We start from the raw sequence: 16,833 nt of genomic DNA on the forward strand, positions 1-16,833 counted from the left end.
TCCCTGCTATTGAATCATTGCGTATTAACTCTCGTTACTTCTCTTCGGTACGGCCGACGTTTCAAACACCTCATTCTGGAGCGCTTGTTCAAGCGCCTCAAATTGGACAGAAATGCACTCCACCAAAGCACCATAATCGGTACCGTCTTCCTGATCCGCCTTCTCTTCCAGCTTAGCCAGTAACTGGGTTAGCCTTTGAGCACCGATATCACCGCTTTGTCCTCGCAACGCATGGCTGACCTGCTTCACCTGAGCATGGGCAAGCTCATCACAGTGTTCTTTCAGTGCTAATAACTTCTCTGACGCAGCGTCATAAAACAACCTGCAGATTTGCTGATATAACTCAATGTCACCCTGCAATCGTTCGATGGTGCCACTTACATCAAGTACTTGACCCGCTAAATCAGACACCAACTCCGCCTGATTTGATACACTCTGGCCCTCAGTCTCTTCTGAAGTATGGCTGTCGGGCAAACTGTGCATTTGCCGTTCATCCGGTTTTTGATATGACATAAACTTAGACAATACATCAAACAGTAGCTTAGGCTGTATGGGCTTAGTCACATAGTCATCCATGCCTGCCGCCAGACAGCGCTCTCGCTCCCCCGACATCGCATTTGCTGTCATTGCAATCACCGGAATATGGCGAAAAGACTCGCCTCCTTTCCCTTCTCTAATTAGACGCGTTGCCTGATACCCATCCATTGTTGGCATATTACAATCCATCAAAACGGCGAATACCGGCTGGTTGTTTTTTTCAAAATTAAGCAAGGCACTCAAGGCTTCATGGCCAGATTGGTATGTCACCACATCTGCATCGATACCATGCAGGATCCCCCGGGCAACTTCTCGGTTAATTTGGTTATCATCAACAATCATCACTGTCACACCGCTGAAATCATAGTGCGCATGATGTTGTATGTTGGGGACATGCACCTGATGCTGATTTTTAAGCATTTTTTCTATCGCATTCTGATCAAATACAGACAGAAAATGACCCAACCGAATAGGTTTAACCAGTTTCGCCAGACACCCACGAGCGATATTTTGTTGGGTAAATTCACTGTACAGAACGATAGTGCGAAAATATGCCTTGGTATCAGTCAGGTTTTCAATATGCGGATGATTATGATCCACAACCAGATACTCACCGTTACGTTCCACCAAGGTACCGCCATACTTAGTAATGACATGTGAAAGGAAACTACGCTCCCGCCCATCTGCCACATGCAGCTCAAACCGATATCCGTCCAAGAGGTTGTTGTGAGGTTTAGCCTTTGCCGTATCCAAAGCAAACGGTAAGGTAAATGAAAATTTGCTACCAATGTTCTTTTGCGACTCAAAGCCAATTTGCCCACCCATCAATTCACAGAGGTTTTTACAAATTGACAAGCCAAGTCCTGTGCCACCAAACTCAGCGCTGATACCGCTGTCTTCCTGGGTAAAGGCAGAGAAAATCTTATGGTGGTTATTTTTATCAATCCCCACACCGGTATCTTCTACGGCCACCGTCAAATATATCTTGCCTGCATCTTCTGTCGTCTCTGCCCGCACGCAAACACAGCCTTTGCTGGTAAATTTAATGGCGTTGCTCACCAGGTTAAAAATGACCTGTTTGATTCGGCCAGCATCTCCCACCAGTTCAATAAAATCAATATCTGCAACATCGACCACTAAAGTGAGCTGCTTTTCATAGGCTTTTAAAGAAATGGATGTCACAACATGCTCCACCACTGAAATAGGGTTAAGCGGCTCTTGCTCAAGCTCTAGTTTGCCCGCTTCGATTTTAGACAAATCTAGAATGTCGTTGATAAGAGAAGCCAGCGTTGAAGAACTGGTTTCTGTCATTTCCAGATAAGATAATTGATTCTTGGTCAGCGGCTCTCGGCGGATCAGGTTGAGTGTACCCAGAATACCATTAAGCGGGGTGCGCATTTCATGGCTGATGGTAGAGATAAAGGCGCTTTTAACCGCAGACGCTTTGACCGCTTTGGCTTTTTCGGCCTCCAACTCCCCGGTGCGCTCTTTAACCTGCCGCTCCAAGCTTTCATTTGCACTTTTTACCTGCTGTTCACTGAGCTTTTCTTTTGTTGTGTCACGACCGAACAAAGTAACCCCGACCAGCTGGTTATCAGGACCTCGCACCGGCGAAACTTTGAAATTCACATGCCGAACTTCATCCTGTACGGTGTAACGCTCGTACCAGTCGGTATCCTTAGGTGCCCCCTCACTCTTAAAATAACACACAGCGCCCTGCAAACGGTCCATGGGCAGCTCAATCAGATCGGTAATGTTGTGCTGTCGCTCACTGGCCGCAAGACTGGGAAATATCAACAAAGACGCACTGTTATATGTCTGTACGTTAAGCTGTGTGTCAAAGCTGATAATGGGCTCGTCAGCGCCATCAATAATCGATTCATAGACGGCTTTATCTTCCTGGTAGCGCTCACGATTACGATAGAAAACAACAATGCCCCCCATGAACAGCAGTAGCACTAAGGTCACGACGGCTAACAACATATAACTCGACAAGCGTCGTTCATTTAATAATGCCGAGGACTGTTGCGGAAGCGCAATTGCGGTGATAAACATCTCATGCCCCGGGCCCTGGTAGCCACTATTTAATTCCTGCTGTATCGCGACCTGAAGGGTATCTGTGCCGTGCTTATATACCCCATCAACACGACCCTTGGCAGTACTATGTAGTTTGAAGTCATCGTCAAACATCCGTGGTCTTGCCAGATCCCGGGTATAATGAAAAACCGTGTCAGGGCCGTAGATATAATGCCCCTGGTGGTCAGTCAGATAATACTCGCCTGTGTCACTGTCCAGTAAGTCGATGAGCTGCTTCGCACTGGAATTGAGTACCAACAAACCAAACAGGTCGTTGTCGGCATCGAACAGAGGCATGGCAATACGCAAAACCGGGGTGAATGGTCGTTGCACTTTGTTATTTTCAAAATTCAGGGAGATACGCGATGCAAAGTGCATTTCTTCTGACAAGCCCAGGGTTTCCTGCACGTAATCTTTATGCGATTTGTCCTGCAACTTGGCTTCGGGGATCCGCTCTACTTTGCCCCGGCGCCGATCAACCCGGACAAACTCACGACCGTCCGGCATGATAATACGCAACTGCAATAACTCAGCATTATTATGGATCAGAGACCTAAAAATGGTCGCAATGCGAGATTTCCACAAATCAATGGGTTGGTTATCCTGTGGATCGACCCCGTTATTTTTCAGTGCACGGGCAATGCCCGGAAAAGGTGGGGTATCTTTTAGAAAGTGCAAATAGCTTAAATCTGCCCGGTAACGCCGCTCGAATTGCTCTGCGATATGTGCTGCACTCTGCCTGAGCTGGTTTTCTACTTCAAACTGCACTTCTCCTTGCAACTTGCGTTCGAAGAAAATCAAAGCCAACACTATCATCAACAACAAACATACGCTGAAGGCGCCCGCAACCCAGCGCGTTTGCTTATTTTTTTTAACAGACAGAATCCCTATCATATATGACCTTTTAACCCAGCAGACGAGTTTTTGGCGGCTCTCAAGTGCAAGACCGCAACCACCCCACCAAAATGGTATGCATATGCAAACTATAGCCTATGCAACCGGCATTACAGGGCCACAGTCATTTTTTTTCAAGAAAAGCTGAAAAGCCCTGACACTCCACAATATTTCCACTCACAGATAGACCGCCAACATACACTCTACTCCCTAAGCTTGATCTTTGCCGAGGGAATGCGCCAGTGCATACTTAAATGCGCTCTGGCTATCCATGGGCCTAGCATAGAAATAGCCCTGTGCCACGTCACATTTCAGTGATTTGAGCTCACTGACCTGGGTGTCTGTCTCCACGCCCTCGGCCACCAGCTTAAGGCCAAGGGAGCGCGCTAATAATACGATGGTCTGTACAATGCCAAAGTGGTGCTCCCCTGATCCCATGTCTTGTATGAATGACTTATCGATTTTAAGTACATCCAGGGGGAAAACTTTTAAATAGGATAAGCTGGAATAACCCGTTCCAAAATCATCAATGGCAATCGTAACCCCCATGTCAGCCAGCTCAGCAAGTTTGCATTGCACTTGTTCAAAACTCTCAACCAGCGCACTTTCTGTCACTTCCAGCTCTAACTGCCGGCTCGGTAACTTGTGCTTCTCCAGGCATCTTGCAACCTGATCGACAAACAGAGCATGCTTCAGTTGTTGAGATGACACATTGACACTGACTTTAAGCGTCACCCCCTGGTCCAGCAAGCGACGCCCGAATGCACAACTTTTTTGCAAAACCTGTTCACCCAATTCGTCGATTAGACCCAACTCTTCGGCCAGCGAAATAAACTCCTGGGGTGCAACCAGTGCGCCTGATTTTTCTTTGAGCCGCACAAGGGCTTCAAAACCACACACGCGACCGGAGTCAATGGCAATCTGAGGCTGAAAAAACACCGTTAACGCATCTGCATCCAGCGTTTCACGCAACAACAACTCCAGCTCATGGCGTTTCATTAACTCGGCTTCAAGCTCCTGAGAAAAAAAGCACACCGTATTTCGGCCCTGGTTTTTAGCCCGATACATGGCAACATCAGCATGGCGCATCAGCACTTCTTCTTCGTGGGTATCCAACAATGACATACTCACCCCTATGCTGACTGAGATCTGATACTCCTTTTGTTCAAGCAGAAATGGCTCTTTAAAACTGGCAATCAGGTTGTTTGCAACAACCGACACATAACTGGCAGAACGAACCTCTTCCAAAAGTAAAACGAACTCATCACCGCCCACCCGTGCCAGTGACGCATTGGGGTCAATCACCGACTCCAGTCGCTTCGCTACCTTCTTAATCAATTCATCGCCCAGATGGTGACCCAACGCATCATTGATATACTTAAAGTGATCTATATCTATCAATAAGACAGCTATGTGCATATTCGATGTCCGGGCACTGGCTATTGCATGTTGTAACCTGTCGTGGAGGAGTACCCGATTTGGCAGGCCAGTCAACTGGTCATTGTTGGTTAAGAAGTTCATTTGTACCGCCATGGCAACCGACTCGCTCACATCATGAAACACCATCACCGCCCCCAATACCGAGCCATCTTCGCCACGAATGGGTGAAGCAGTATCTTCGACCCGATAAATCTGGCCATCTTTGCTGTGTAGTTGGCAGTTCAAGGCCATTGCCACATTGCGCTTTTCGGTTAACGCTCTTCTGGCAGGGTTGATTGACTCGCTCTGTGTGGTTGCATCACGTAAGTCCATCACCGCTTCTATCGGTGAGCCCAAAGCATAGCTTGCCGCAATACCAGTTAAGCGTTCTGCCACCGGATTCATATAACTTACATAGCCTGCTTTATCTGTGGCGATAACGGCATCACCTATCGAGTTGAGCGTCACCTGAAAGAGCTCTTTCTCCCGTAGTAATAACTCTGTGGTACTTTCCAGTGCATCCTGATAAGCCACGATCGCCAGCTGGTTATAAACCCGCATACGACAGGTTTTCAAGTCAATCGGTTTCGAAATATAGTCAGCACCGCCTTCAGTCAGAGATTGGAATTCTGTATCGGGGTCGCGACTTGCAGTAATAAAAACAACTGTGTAGTGGGCTGTTTGAGGGTCACTTTTCAGTGTGCGGCAAATGTCCACGCCATTATATTCACCCATGTCGATATCAAGCAAAATCACATGGGGCTGTATCTCTTTGATAAGCACCAAAGCATAGCTGGCTTCAGAGGTTGAAAACACCTCACCTAAATCACCAACGGCTTTTTTGATGATCAGTATGCTACTGGGGTCATCATCGACGATCAGTATTCTCGCATTGTCGGGCAAGTTCGGTCTCACGTGCAAACCTTCCACATTTCCTTAATCTAATCAGCATAGACCAAGCAGGCGTGTTTTAAACCGAACAAGCTTAATTATTTAAATACTTTATCATTAGAAAAATATAAAAACACCACCACTAGCCCGCAAGCTGCGTACTGGTGACGGTAAACGTTTCCATATTTTGCTGCAGTTGCTCAAAGGTCATAGCCAGTGGCTGAGCGGGTAATTTCAGTCCTACCCAGGCATTACGCCCGCCATTCTTTGCACGATACAGGCAATTGTCAGCCAGTTCCAGCACCTGCTCCCAGCTCGCTAGCTGCGCATCAGCCAGACGCAGGGGGTAAGCTGCAAAACCAATCGAGCAAGTACAGCTCAGCGGCTGATCATCGTGACTAAACACATACTGCGCCACTGCATTGTGGAGCCTTTCAACCACCTGCTGTGCTGTTGTCATGTCAGTCTGAGGCATTACCAGCAAAAACTCTTCGCCGCCCCAACGCACCAACTCATCCTGCGCTCTGAGCTGGCTCGTGACCACCTCGGCAAATTGCTGCAACACCACATCACCAGTGGCATGACCATAACTGTCATTGATCTGTTTAAAGTGATCGATGTCTATCAGGCAAAAAATCGTGCTCTGCGACACATCCCGGGATTGCGCGAGTAATTTGTCTGCCGCGCTAAAAAAGTAATGCCGGTTGTGCAAACCCGTCAGGCTGTCTGAATAACTGAGCGCTTGTAGGCGACGATTTCGCTCATCGAGCTCAGCAGTTCTTTGCTTCACTTGCTCTTCCAGTAAAGACAAATAACGCTTGTTCTGCCAACGCCAATATAAGAAACCCAACAATGCCAACGCCAGAATAAGCAACAATGCGCCACGCTGCTGCGCCAGGCGCGTATTTTCCAAAATTTGCTGGTGACGGAAAATCTCTTGTGCCTGTATCGCATTGTCTTTTTCCAACAAACTCAACTGCTGTTTTTGTGTTGCCAGCGCGTACTGCGACTCCAGTTGCAACAACTTATTGTTGCGCTTTTGAAAGTTAAGTGCATCTTTGCTCAGGGCATAGCGCTTCAGATATAAATGCGCCTGCTGGTAGTCGCCCAGCTGGACGTAGGCATTAGACAACACAAACTGCAAATCAGCCTGCTCTTCTAAAAATCGGGTTGTAAAGGTTTCCATTAACGCAGGCATTGCCGTACCGAGTGTTTTTTGAAACTCTCCGGCCTGCAACCAGGCCATGGATTGCAGCAAGTTAAAGCGGATCCGCATACGCTGATTACGAATGAGAATGTTACTTTGAGCAACCTGATTAAGGATAGGTTGTGCCTGTTGATAACGGCCCAGTTTTAGTAATGCCCAGGCCCTGACCAGCAGCAGTTTATCCAGGAGTTCCGGCGTGCCAGTTACCACCAGATCTTCCGTATGCAGGGCCGCAACGGCCTGATGATAGCTCCCCAGCAAGACATACAGATAGCCTTGCCATAGTCTGTGCGCCAATAATAATCGGTGAGCCACATAAGGCGCTGCCTGAGCTTTATTACTCATCTGTTCTATCAGCTGATGCACATCATCCAATGAACGTTGCGCATAGTTATAGCGCTCAAGGTCCATTTCCAACCTGGCAATAGCTAATCGGCTTTGCGCCATCAGCGCCAGATCCTGACGCTCTACAGCCAGCTGTAATGCATCATTATGCAACACCAGGCTTTGCTGATAGTCGCCGTATTGCTGGCGGATCTGCCCCTCCAGTAATAAGGTTTGAGCGACAATTTCCAGCGCATCAATCGCCTGTGCGTCGCGCCGCAACTTTCTTAATTCAGGGAGCAGCGACAGGTCGAAATCACTTTTGAGTGTTTCGTTCAACCCGGCCAGGGATTTTTCCAGCTGCTCGGGCGAAGCGAGCTCAGTCGCCGTCACAGACACACTGAACAACAGAGATAACAGCCAGCTTAGAGGCGCACAGAGCCGGATCATGGTCTGGACTCCTGCGGCAGCATAGCACGATTAATAACAGCCCAATCTTGTACTTTACGATTAATAAAACCAGACTCTGTCAGCGCTTTGCGGATCACCCCCCGACGCCGGAGCTCTTTCAAGCCCCGGTTCAGCGCGGCAAAAATCTGGGCTCCTTCGGGGTGACGTTTGCTGACGATGAAGTGACGTGAATCAGGCAACACCATTTTTACCCCTTCTATGGGTACGTAGTCTCGGCCTTCAAACACCAATTGCAAAGATTCGCTGACACTGAAATTGACCAGCATGCCATCGACGATGTCAGTTTCCACCATGTTCAGCATGCTTTCCCAGGGACCGATGAAGCTCACCAGATTCATGTTGCTATTTGTCAGGGCGTGCCAGTCTACCCGCCAGCGAGGGTTGGCCACCAGCGTCAGTTGCTCCAGTCCATCTTGGGTGGTCTGATGCAGTGCCTGATTGCGCTTTGCCACATATATACCGGCTTCATACTCACCAAACTTCACGACTGGATCACTGACATACACAGAGCCACGATAATTAATGACATCTTCATGCCAAACGGTACGTGCCAAAATCAGGCTCTCCCCCGCAACCATGTCGGTGAATTCAAGAATATTGACTGAAGGCTTAGGATTAAAAACCACCTCACGGGTTTCCCCGCCAAGAAACAGCGCTTGTTGCAATAATACCATTTCGATGATCTCGATATGAGATCCCTGGGTGGTTGGGCGAAAATCAGTGACATCAAGCACCGAGCGCCCCTGTAGAAAAGCTTGATAACGCTGAGAAAAATTCTCACTGCTAATGATATCAACAACCAAAGGGTTGTGAGCTTTGGCACATTGCGACACAACGAGCAATAACAACACCAAAAACTTCATTTGCCTCCCCAGCACACAAATCACGCACAGTGTGCCTTAGTATACAGGAAGGCACGAACATAAGTTAACCTAGCCATAACAAAAAATAAGTACAATGAAGTAAAAATCGCTCACATAGCGCAATTATTGAAACAATAATAAAGAGTTACAGGAGATAAAAAAACGTCACTTAAAAGTCTGGGGTTGTGGTGCAACAAGAAACTCAAATCAATACCGGGCCAGAAAAATAATACCAATTTGCTTAATTAAGTGATCTATTTTGAAGCGAGAAAATAGGGTCGATAACAAGGCAAAAATTTGTGAACCTATGTCTAAGGTATAAGGTTCTAAATGAGAGATTTTTAACGCTGTTTGCGTCCTATTTGCTCCTTCAAATAGACCAGGTATTAAGTGAAATTGGTATGAAAGGCCTCATTGAGGCCTTTAGAGATATAGTAATAAACACACGTTTTGCGGGTAAATCAATGTCACTCAGTCCCCTTTACCAGAAGCCCATATCTAACCGGGCTATCGGGGTGTAGTGTGGTTTCTGGCATGTTCTATACGTTCTTGCAGGCTTGGGTGAGTAGACAGGTACTTTAACCAGCTTTGCGATTGCGCTTCATCAAGCGGTACCAGTGACTCCAGAGCCTGTGCAAAGTCTTCGCCACTGTAGCCAAGACGCTCAAGTTGCATCAAGGCATAGTTGTCGGCTTCCCACTCCATATTTTGTGAGAACTGCAGATCCATCAAAGCACTGCCCGACCCAAGCACCACCTCAGCAACTATGTCCATATCCCCCAACAGCATCGCAATCGCAATACTGGCAACGGCGGCCTGAGATGCCAGGCGCACGCTATGCATGCGCTCTACATGACCAATTTCGTGCAATAAAATCGCTCTGAGCGCGTCAGGGTGGTCGGCCAGACGTCGTGCCAGCTCATCGGTTACCACGACCTGACCATGGGGCAAAGCAAAGGCATTGGCGCCAAAATGATCCGAACGATACACATCAATACGATATCTTTCTGCGGACAGGCCAAGCTGAGAGACAGTGTCGTGCCATAAAGTAAAAACGGCTTGCTGCTCTTGTGCTGAAAGTTCACTGGGCGATAACATAGTGCGCTCAATGAGCACCATGGATTGTTGACCCATTTGTTCAACAACCACATCAGGCATGGCCTTTACCGCAGTCACTGCAATGCCGGGGACCAACTTAAACAACAAAGCATAGAGCAGCACAGGTGTGGCGAAAAGCGCGCATAGGATCAGCACCAAATTACTTTCCAGCCGCGCCAGCAATCCGCTCTTGCGTTGCTGAAATGGCCAGCGATATGCAACGTCATGGGGCACAAAGCGTGCGCCATCAGCAAAGTTCAATTCGCTGGCCTGCCCAGGCAGATGAGCAGCTACATTAAGCGCCGTTTGCATGCTTTCACACACACATTCATCATCAACATAAATAGCAATGCGCTCACCACTCAGTCGGGCGTAGCTCTGCTGCACCCGACTGCTGTTTGGCAGATAAAAATATCCCTTAATCATCAGGTCAACGAAATATCAACGTCAAACACATTCGCGGCTTCCTCAGCAAAAGAGGAATCAGCCTGCTGCGCATTATCCAACACCTGATCTGCACCAGGCAATAACATAACCTGAGTTGCTCCGGCCAGAGCTTTGACTTTACGTACTTTCGCCCAGGGGAAGGCCAGGCCGGCAGTCAGCACAATCGCAGCTGCGTTAGTTGCCAGAATAAGCGCATAGCGCTGAGGCGCTAAATTCGATTCGAATTCAGCCACGTCTTCTATTTGTGCGTTGTTCAGAATATGATTGCGGATCTGCGCCTGGTAGACGCCTTGTAATGCAGAAATCACAAACAAATACAGAGGCACAATCAGAAACACGCCAAAATTGACCGTGCCCAGTTCATCAGGGTTAATGTTGATACCACCTACCAGACTGAATGCAAGACCCAGCAACATCATCACAAGGATGCCCAGTAATATCACCAATAATGCAGCTACATAGTATTCTTTGCCCTCTAACTGTACTTGTACTGGCTTATCGCCGTATCGAATATTGCTGTGAATATACGCATCAATGCGCTTGAGCACCCAGGGCATCAAAAGATACAAGGTAAAAATACTGACAAATGGTAGCACCACAAAGTTCACCATCGCCTCGCCCAAATTGCCTTTGAAGGCAAAGCGAATATTGCGGTAACGGGTCATGCGCATGCTGAATTTAAGCCCCTGATTGATCATCCAGGGCACCAGAAATACCAGTGCAAATGCCATCATCGCGCCCACAAGTGGAAAATAGCCAGACACCACACTGTAGATAACAAACAGGCCAACAGCGAGCAAACGGCCTTTTAGGATCTGAATCGGCGTAGCCAGATAATCAAAGCGATGTCCGTCCAGTACGGTATGACCGTAAAAGTATTGCTTAGTACGCACCGTTGCCCAGGCCGAATAAATACCCAATGTCAGCAACGTCAGTAGGATATTGACAATCCAAATACCAAAATACTCTTTGGCATTACCGGTAAATTGCAATTGAGATGGAGCGGTTTGACTGCCAGGTTCGGCAGCGGAAGGAGTAGAAGTCGAATCCATTGTTGGCTTCCTTTTTCGTTATTATAATGTTTTCACACGATTGATGCATTCACGGCAATGTCCCCGTGAAAACTACGAAAAAATACACCACAACGCGCATCAGCGCAATGTATAAAAAGCAAAACGCCGACGTAACTTATCAGTCACCTCGGCGTTCGGTATTGATTGGTGCTGCGGTATTACTTAGCAGACACGAGTCAACCAATTGATAAAGTGACGCGCTTCGCTGCCACTTGAAAATTGCGTTTGTTTGCGGCCTGAGCCATCAGCAAAAACGACTTTTGATTTGTTGACCGAAATTGAGCGAATTGGTTGCTCAACACGGATCTCTGTTCCGTTGTATGTATAAGACATAATAAAACTCACTTTTATAATGCGCAGCCTGTCGGCTATCGCTTTAAACAATAAACGAGCTTTATGACAGTTTGATACCATACCTGAAAAAATCTGCGATCAATTTTTCGACACTTTGGAGTCAACGAACCGACGCGCGCTTAAAAGGAAATGGTACTGGCGATCTTAATAGCTGCATTCACAACGACCCCGGTGGGGTAACTGCAGTGGTATATCGCCTGACTATAATAAGCTCTACTTCTTAATTTTTAATGCGGGCTTACTGGATCAAGGCAAGAGGGCATTACTTCTATGACGCTTTAAATAAGAGGTTATTTAAAGCAAGAGATTAATAATAACGAAATAATAAACAAATGCAAGAAAAATGGTTGTTTTTTTGGCTAAAAGTAAGGACCTATCGGCCCTTACTTTTTATTGTCCACTATTGTGGCTCGTATCCTAAGTTAGGTGACAACCAGCGTTCGGCTTCAGCCAACGTCATATTGCTGCGTTTGGCATAGTCTTCAACCTGATCTTGCTGGATAGCCGCTACCGCAAAATACTTAGAGTCTGGGTGAGAGAAATACCAGCCAGATACCGCAGCACCAGGCCACATGGCATATGAGCTGGTCAGTTTCATACCGATACGGTTTTCCACATCCAGTAATTGCCATATCTTGTCTTTCTCGGTGTGCTCTGGGCAAGCAGGATAGCCAGGCGCAGGTCGGATCCCCTGATAATTCTCACGGATCAGCTGCTCATTACTGAGGTTTTCATCACCGGCAAAACCCCAATACTGCTTACGAACCTGTTCATGCAAGTACTCTGCAAAAGCCTCAGCCAGGCGGTCTGCAACCGCCTTTACCATGATCTTATTGTAATCATCCTGCTGCTGTTCGAATACATCCGCCAGATCATCTTCTTCCAGACCCCCCGTAACGGCAAACGCCCCAAAATAGTCCGGCGTGCCTTTTGGTGCAACATAATCAGCCAGACAGTAGTTAGGAAAATCAGTTTTCTCGGTTTGCTGACGTAGCTGACAAGATCTTAGAAGGACTTCCTCACGACTTTCGTCACGATAAATTTCTATGTCATCCCCTACCCGGTTGGCCGGGAACAGACCAATCACACCCAGTGGTTGCAAGCTGCCTTTGGCGGTTAACTCATCTAGCATGGCGTTTGCATCGGCAAAGAGTTTCTTCGCTTCTTCACCCACGACTTCATCTTCCAGAATACGCGGATATTTGCCCGCCAGTGTCCAGGTCATGAAAAACGGCGTCCAGTCTATGTATTCACGTAAAGTGGCAATACTGACATCTTTAAACTCGGTAATACCCAGCTTCTTAGGCACAGGCGGGGTGTAATTGTCCCAGTCAAGCTTAACGGCGTTGTCACGTGCACGCGCCAGCGTCACCGGCTTAGAACGAGGTTTTTTACGCGCCTGTTGTTCACGTACCTTGACGTATTCACTGGCGGTTTTTTCCAAAAATACCGGCTTTTGTGTTGCACTAAGCAGGCTGGAAACCACACCCACCGCACGGCTGGCATTATTCACATAAACGACGCCTTTATCATACTGCGGCTCAATCTTCACCGCAGTGTGGGCCTTTGACGTGGTTGCACCGCCAATAAGCAATGGGATCTCAAAACCACGACGCGTCATCTCTTTCGCCACGTGCACCATTTCGTCCAGCGAAGGCGTGATCAAACCCGACAAACCTATAGCATCGGCATTTTCATCAATGGCCGTTTGCAGGATTTTTTCTGCCGGCACCATCACGCCTAAATCTACAACTTCGTAGTTATTACACTGCAGCACCACGCCGACGATGTTTTTACCGATATCATGAACATCGCCCTTGACCGTGGCCATGATGATCTTACCGTTGCTCTCGCCGGCTTGCTTCTCAGCCTCAATATAAGGGTCCAGATAGGCCACAGCTCGCTTCATAACACGTGCAGACTTCACCACCTGAGGCAGGAACATTTTACCGGCACCAAATAAATCACCGACCACATTCATGCCGTCCATCAAAGGACCTTCAATCACTTCAATCGGTTTGTCGAACGTCTGGCGACACGCCTCGGTGTCCTCTTCGATATACTCAGTGATGCCTTTTACCAATGCGTGTTCAAGACGCTTGGCCACCGGCCAGCTGCGCCACTCCAGGTCTTCAGCTTTCTCAGCCTGAGCCATTCCCGAGTAATTAGGCGCTATCTCTACCAAACGCTCACCCGCTCCGGGGTCCGTATTGAGGACCACGTCTTCAACGGCTTTGCGCAGTTCATCCGGAATATCATCGTATACCGTCAGCTGACCTGCATTCACTATCCCCATATCCATACCGGCCTGAATGGCATGGTACAGAAATACCGAGTGAATGGCCTCACGCACCGGGTTATTGCCCCGAAACGAGAAAGACACGTTCGACACCCCGCCCGACACTTTACAGTGCGGCAGGTTCTGCTTGATACGTCGCGTGCCTTCAATAAACTCGACCGCATAATTGTCGTGCTCCTCAATACCGGTCGCAACAGCAAAGATATTGGGGTCAAAAATAATGTCTTCAGGCGGGAAGCCCAATTCATCCACCAAAATGCGATAAGAGCGCTCACAGATCTCAAACTTGCGGTCAGCCGTTTCGGCTTGGCCCGTTTCGTCAAATGCCATGACCACCACTGCCGCGCCAAAGCGCTTAATGATTTTCGCCTGGCGCTCAAACGGCTCACGACCCTCTTTCAGCGAGATGGAGTTAACAATGGCCTTACCCTGAATACACTTCAGGCCCGCTTCAATCACTTCCCATTTGGATGAGTCAACCATGATTGGCACACGAGAAATATCCGGCTCTGAGGCAATCAGGTTCAAAAACTTAACCATGGCGGCCTTAGAGTCCAGCATCGCTTCATCCATATTGATGTCGATCACCTGGGCCCCGTTCTCAACCTGGCTGCGCGCCACATCCAGTGCTGTTTCGTAATCTTCTTCCAGGATCAAACGCTTAAAACGCGCCGAGCCGGTAACATTGGTTCTTTCACCAACGTTGGTAAAAATGGCTGTAGATTGCGTCATATCAGTACTTCCTAATTAAGATTACAGGCTTCAAGGCCCGCCAAGCGCATTCTGACTTCAAGTTCAGGTAAGGTACGCGGAGCGACCTGCTTGAGTCCATTTACAAAAGCGCTAATATGTTCAGGCGTGGTACCACAGCAGCCACCGACGATATTGATAAAGCCCTCTTTACCCCAGTCGATGATTTCCTTTGCCATGTCATCGGCTTCGAGATCATACTCACCAAATTCATTTGGCAAGCCCGCGTTAGGGTGCACGGACGTATAGGTTTCGCATACCCGCGACAATTCTTCGACATAAGCACGTAGCAGGTCGGGGCCCAGCGCACAGTTCAAACCAATAGAGATAGGTTTGATATGACGAATAGAGTTGTAAAACGCTTCGGTTGTCTGGCCCGACAAAGTGCGTCCTGACGCATCCGTGATAGTCCCGGAGATCATCACCGGCAAAGTGATACCGGTTCGCTCAAACGCTTCTTCCACCCCGTACGCTGCCGCTTTGGCGTTAAGCGTGTCGAAGATGGTTTCAATCAGGATCAGGTCCGCGCCGCCTTCAATCAAGGCTTCCGTAGATTCAATATACGCTTCCACCAGCTGATCAAACGACACATTCCGATAACCCGGATCGTTCACATCAGGTGAAATAGAGCAGGTTTTTGAAGTCGGCCCCAAAACACCGGCCACATAACGCGGCTTACCAGGGTCTTTAGCAGTGAACTCATCACATACTGCGCGTGCAAGCCGGGCCGATTCGACGTTGATCTCACGGCTCAGGCTGGCCATGTCATAGTCTTCCATCGAAATGGTGGTGGCATTAAAAGTATTCGTTTCAATAATGTCCGCACCCGCTTCAAGATATTCGCGGTGGATCTGACGGATCACCTCAGGTTGAGTCAGGCTGAGCAGGTCATTGTTACCTTTGATCAATACATGCCAGTCTTTAAAGCGCTCGCCCCGATAGTCCTCTTCCTCAAACTTATGTTTTTGGATCATGGTGCCCATGGCCCCATCGAGGATCAAAATACGCTGTTGCATGGCCGTTTTTAGCGCCTCAGCAATGGCTGCGCCGTCGGCCGCAGTGGTGATATGTTTATTCGGCATAATTGTTAGTCCTAACATCCTGGCTAACCAGATTAATATCGTACGGAGTAGTCTGGTAAACATAGTAGTTTAACCAGTTGGAGAATAACAAAAAAGCATGGCTTTGCCATGTCTTGGATGGCTTTGCAGACGCGTCATCTTTTGGAAAGTAGTTCTCCGGCTTAGGCGCATCTGGGCCTTTTTCGCAATCGCGGAAATACTCTTTACTGAGGGTATCGGCATCATATTCAGGGTGTCCAGTAATATAAACCTGGCTACCCGACACATTTTTAATTAAATAAGCGCCAACTCGCTCGGACCCCGCCAGCGTCACCAGCTCCTCACACGCATCAATTTGACTAGCCTCAATATGACCATAGCGTGAGTGGGGTACCAAAAATTCATCGTCAAACCCGCGCGTCAAAGCACCATGTTCAAAGTAACACTGATGACGAAACACCCCACATAGTTTGTTTTTTTTCAACTCACGTTTCAGGCCGTGATGGTGGAACAAACCAGCATGCGCTGCCCAGCAGGAGAACAGGGTCGACGTAACATGATGCTCGGCCCAGTCGAAGAATGCCTGTAACTCTTCCCAATAGGTCACGTCTTCGTACTCAAGGTGCGCAAGTGGCGCACCTGTGACAATCAACGCATCATAGTTTTCTTTTCTTACATCTGAGAAGTATCGATAAAACATATTGAGGTGTTGCTCAGAGTTTTCTGAACTACGGTGGGTATCCAGGCGCAACAGATCAACATTAACCTGAAGCGGCGAATTCGCCAACAGGCGAATAAACTGTACTTCAGTTTCTACTTTATTTGGCATCAGATTGAGTATGGCCAGCCGCATTGGCCGGATCTCCTGCGTGCTGGCGCGACTTTGCGGCATCACAAAAACATTCTCATGGCGTAAATGGCTGATGGCAGGTAAATCGTCGGTTACTGTGATTGGCATGGTATTCCCCTCAGTGACTGGATCTCCGTAACGCGATCCACTTTCCAGCGACATTATGAAGCAATGGGAATAAATTTCAACTTCTAGATGTTTAGCCGTCTAAAATCAAAC

The 16,833-nt window shown here is 48.0% G+C and carries 10 protein-coding genes; all 10 read right to left on the bottom strand.

From position 1 onward, the window contains the following. Positions 1 to 24: 24 nt before the first annotated feature. Positions 25 to 3,507, bottom strand: coding sequence for a hybrid sensor histidine kinase/response regulator (locus MHN31_RS03855; RefSeq protein WP_239443487.1), 3,483 nt, complete (start codon positions 3,505 to 3,507; stop codon positions 25 to 27). A gap of 210 nt (positions 3,508 to 3,717) precedes the next feature. Next, positions 3,718 to 5,841, bottom strand: a complete 2,124-nt coding sequence (locus MHN31_RS03860; RefSeq protein WP_239443488.1) for an EAL domain-containing protein — start codon at positions 5,839 to 5,841, stop codon at positions 3,718 to 3,720. A 118-nt stretch (positions 5,842 to 5,959) separates the two neighbouring features. After that, positions 5,960 to 7,798: a GGDEF domain-containing protein gene (locus MHN31_RS03865; protein ID WP_239443489.1), complete on the bottom strand. Its 1,839-nt coding sequence runs from the start codon at positions 7,796 to 7,798 to the stop codon at positions 5,960 to 5,962. After that, positions 7,795 to 8,682, bottom strand: coding sequence for a hypothetical protein (locus tag MHN31_RS03870; protein ID WP_049866203.1), 888 nt, complete (start codon positions 8,680 to 8,682; stop codon positions 7,795 to 7,797). Before MHN31_RS03870 ends, MHN31_RS03865 begins: the two co-directional genes overlap by 4 nt. Positions 8,683 to 9,189: 507 nt before the next feature. After that, complete coding sequence (locus MHN31_RS03875) at positions 9,190 to 10,206, bottom strand: M48 family metallopeptidase (RefSeq protein ID WP_239443490.1); 1,017 nt, start codon at positions 10,204 to 10,206, stop codon at positions 9,190 to 9,192. After that, on the bottom strand, positions 10,206 to 11,279 hold the full coding sequence (locus tag MHN31_RS03880) for a YjgN family protein (RefSeq protein WP_239443491.1): 1,074 nt from the start codon (positions 11,277 to 11,279) through the stop codon (positions 10,206 to 10,208). The genes MHN31_RS03875 and MHN31_RS03880 overlap by 1 nt, the downstream gene beginning before the upstream one ends. 183 nt (positions 11,280 to 11,462) lie before the next feature. Then, positions 11,463 to 11,633 carry a hypothetical protein gene (locus MHN31_RS03885; RefSeq protein WP_164487836.1) on the bottom strand — a complete coding sequence of 57 codons (171 nt, stop codon included), beginning with the start codon at positions 11,631 to 11,633 and terminating at the stop codon, positions 11,463 to 11,465. A 421-nt stretch (positions 11,634 to 12,054) separates the two neighbouring features. Beyond that, positions 12,055 to 14,685 (bottom strand): methionine synthase, encoded by a 2,631-nt coding sequence (metH, locus tag MHN31_RS03890; protein ID WP_239443492.1) that lies wholly within the window; start codon positions 14,683 to 14,685, stop codon positions 12,055 to 12,057. Between the two features lie 11 nt (positions 14,686 to 14,696). Continuing rightward, positions 14,697 to 15,719, bottom strand: a complete 1,023-nt coding sequence (locus MHN31_RS03895) for a homocysteine S-methyltransferase family protein (protein ID WP_230090649.1) — start codon at positions 15,717 to 15,719, stop codon at positions 14,697 to 14,699. 55 nt (positions 15,720 to 15,774) lie between these two features. Continuing rightward, positions 15,775 to 16,722: a homoserine O-succinyltransferase gene (gene metA / locus MHN31_RS03900; RefSeq protein WP_239443493.1), complete on the bottom strand. Its 948-nt coding sequence runs from the start codon at positions 16,720 to 16,722 to the stop codon at positions 15,775 to 15,777. Positions 16,723 to 16,833 lie beyond the last annotated feature (111 nt).

Origin of the sequence: Pseudoalteromonas sp. McH1-42 (assembly GCF_022347845.1) — a bacterium.
GTDB lineage: Bacteria > Pseudomonadota > Gammaproteobacteria > Enterobacterales > Alteromonadaceae > Pseudoalteromonas > Pseudoalteromonas rubra_D.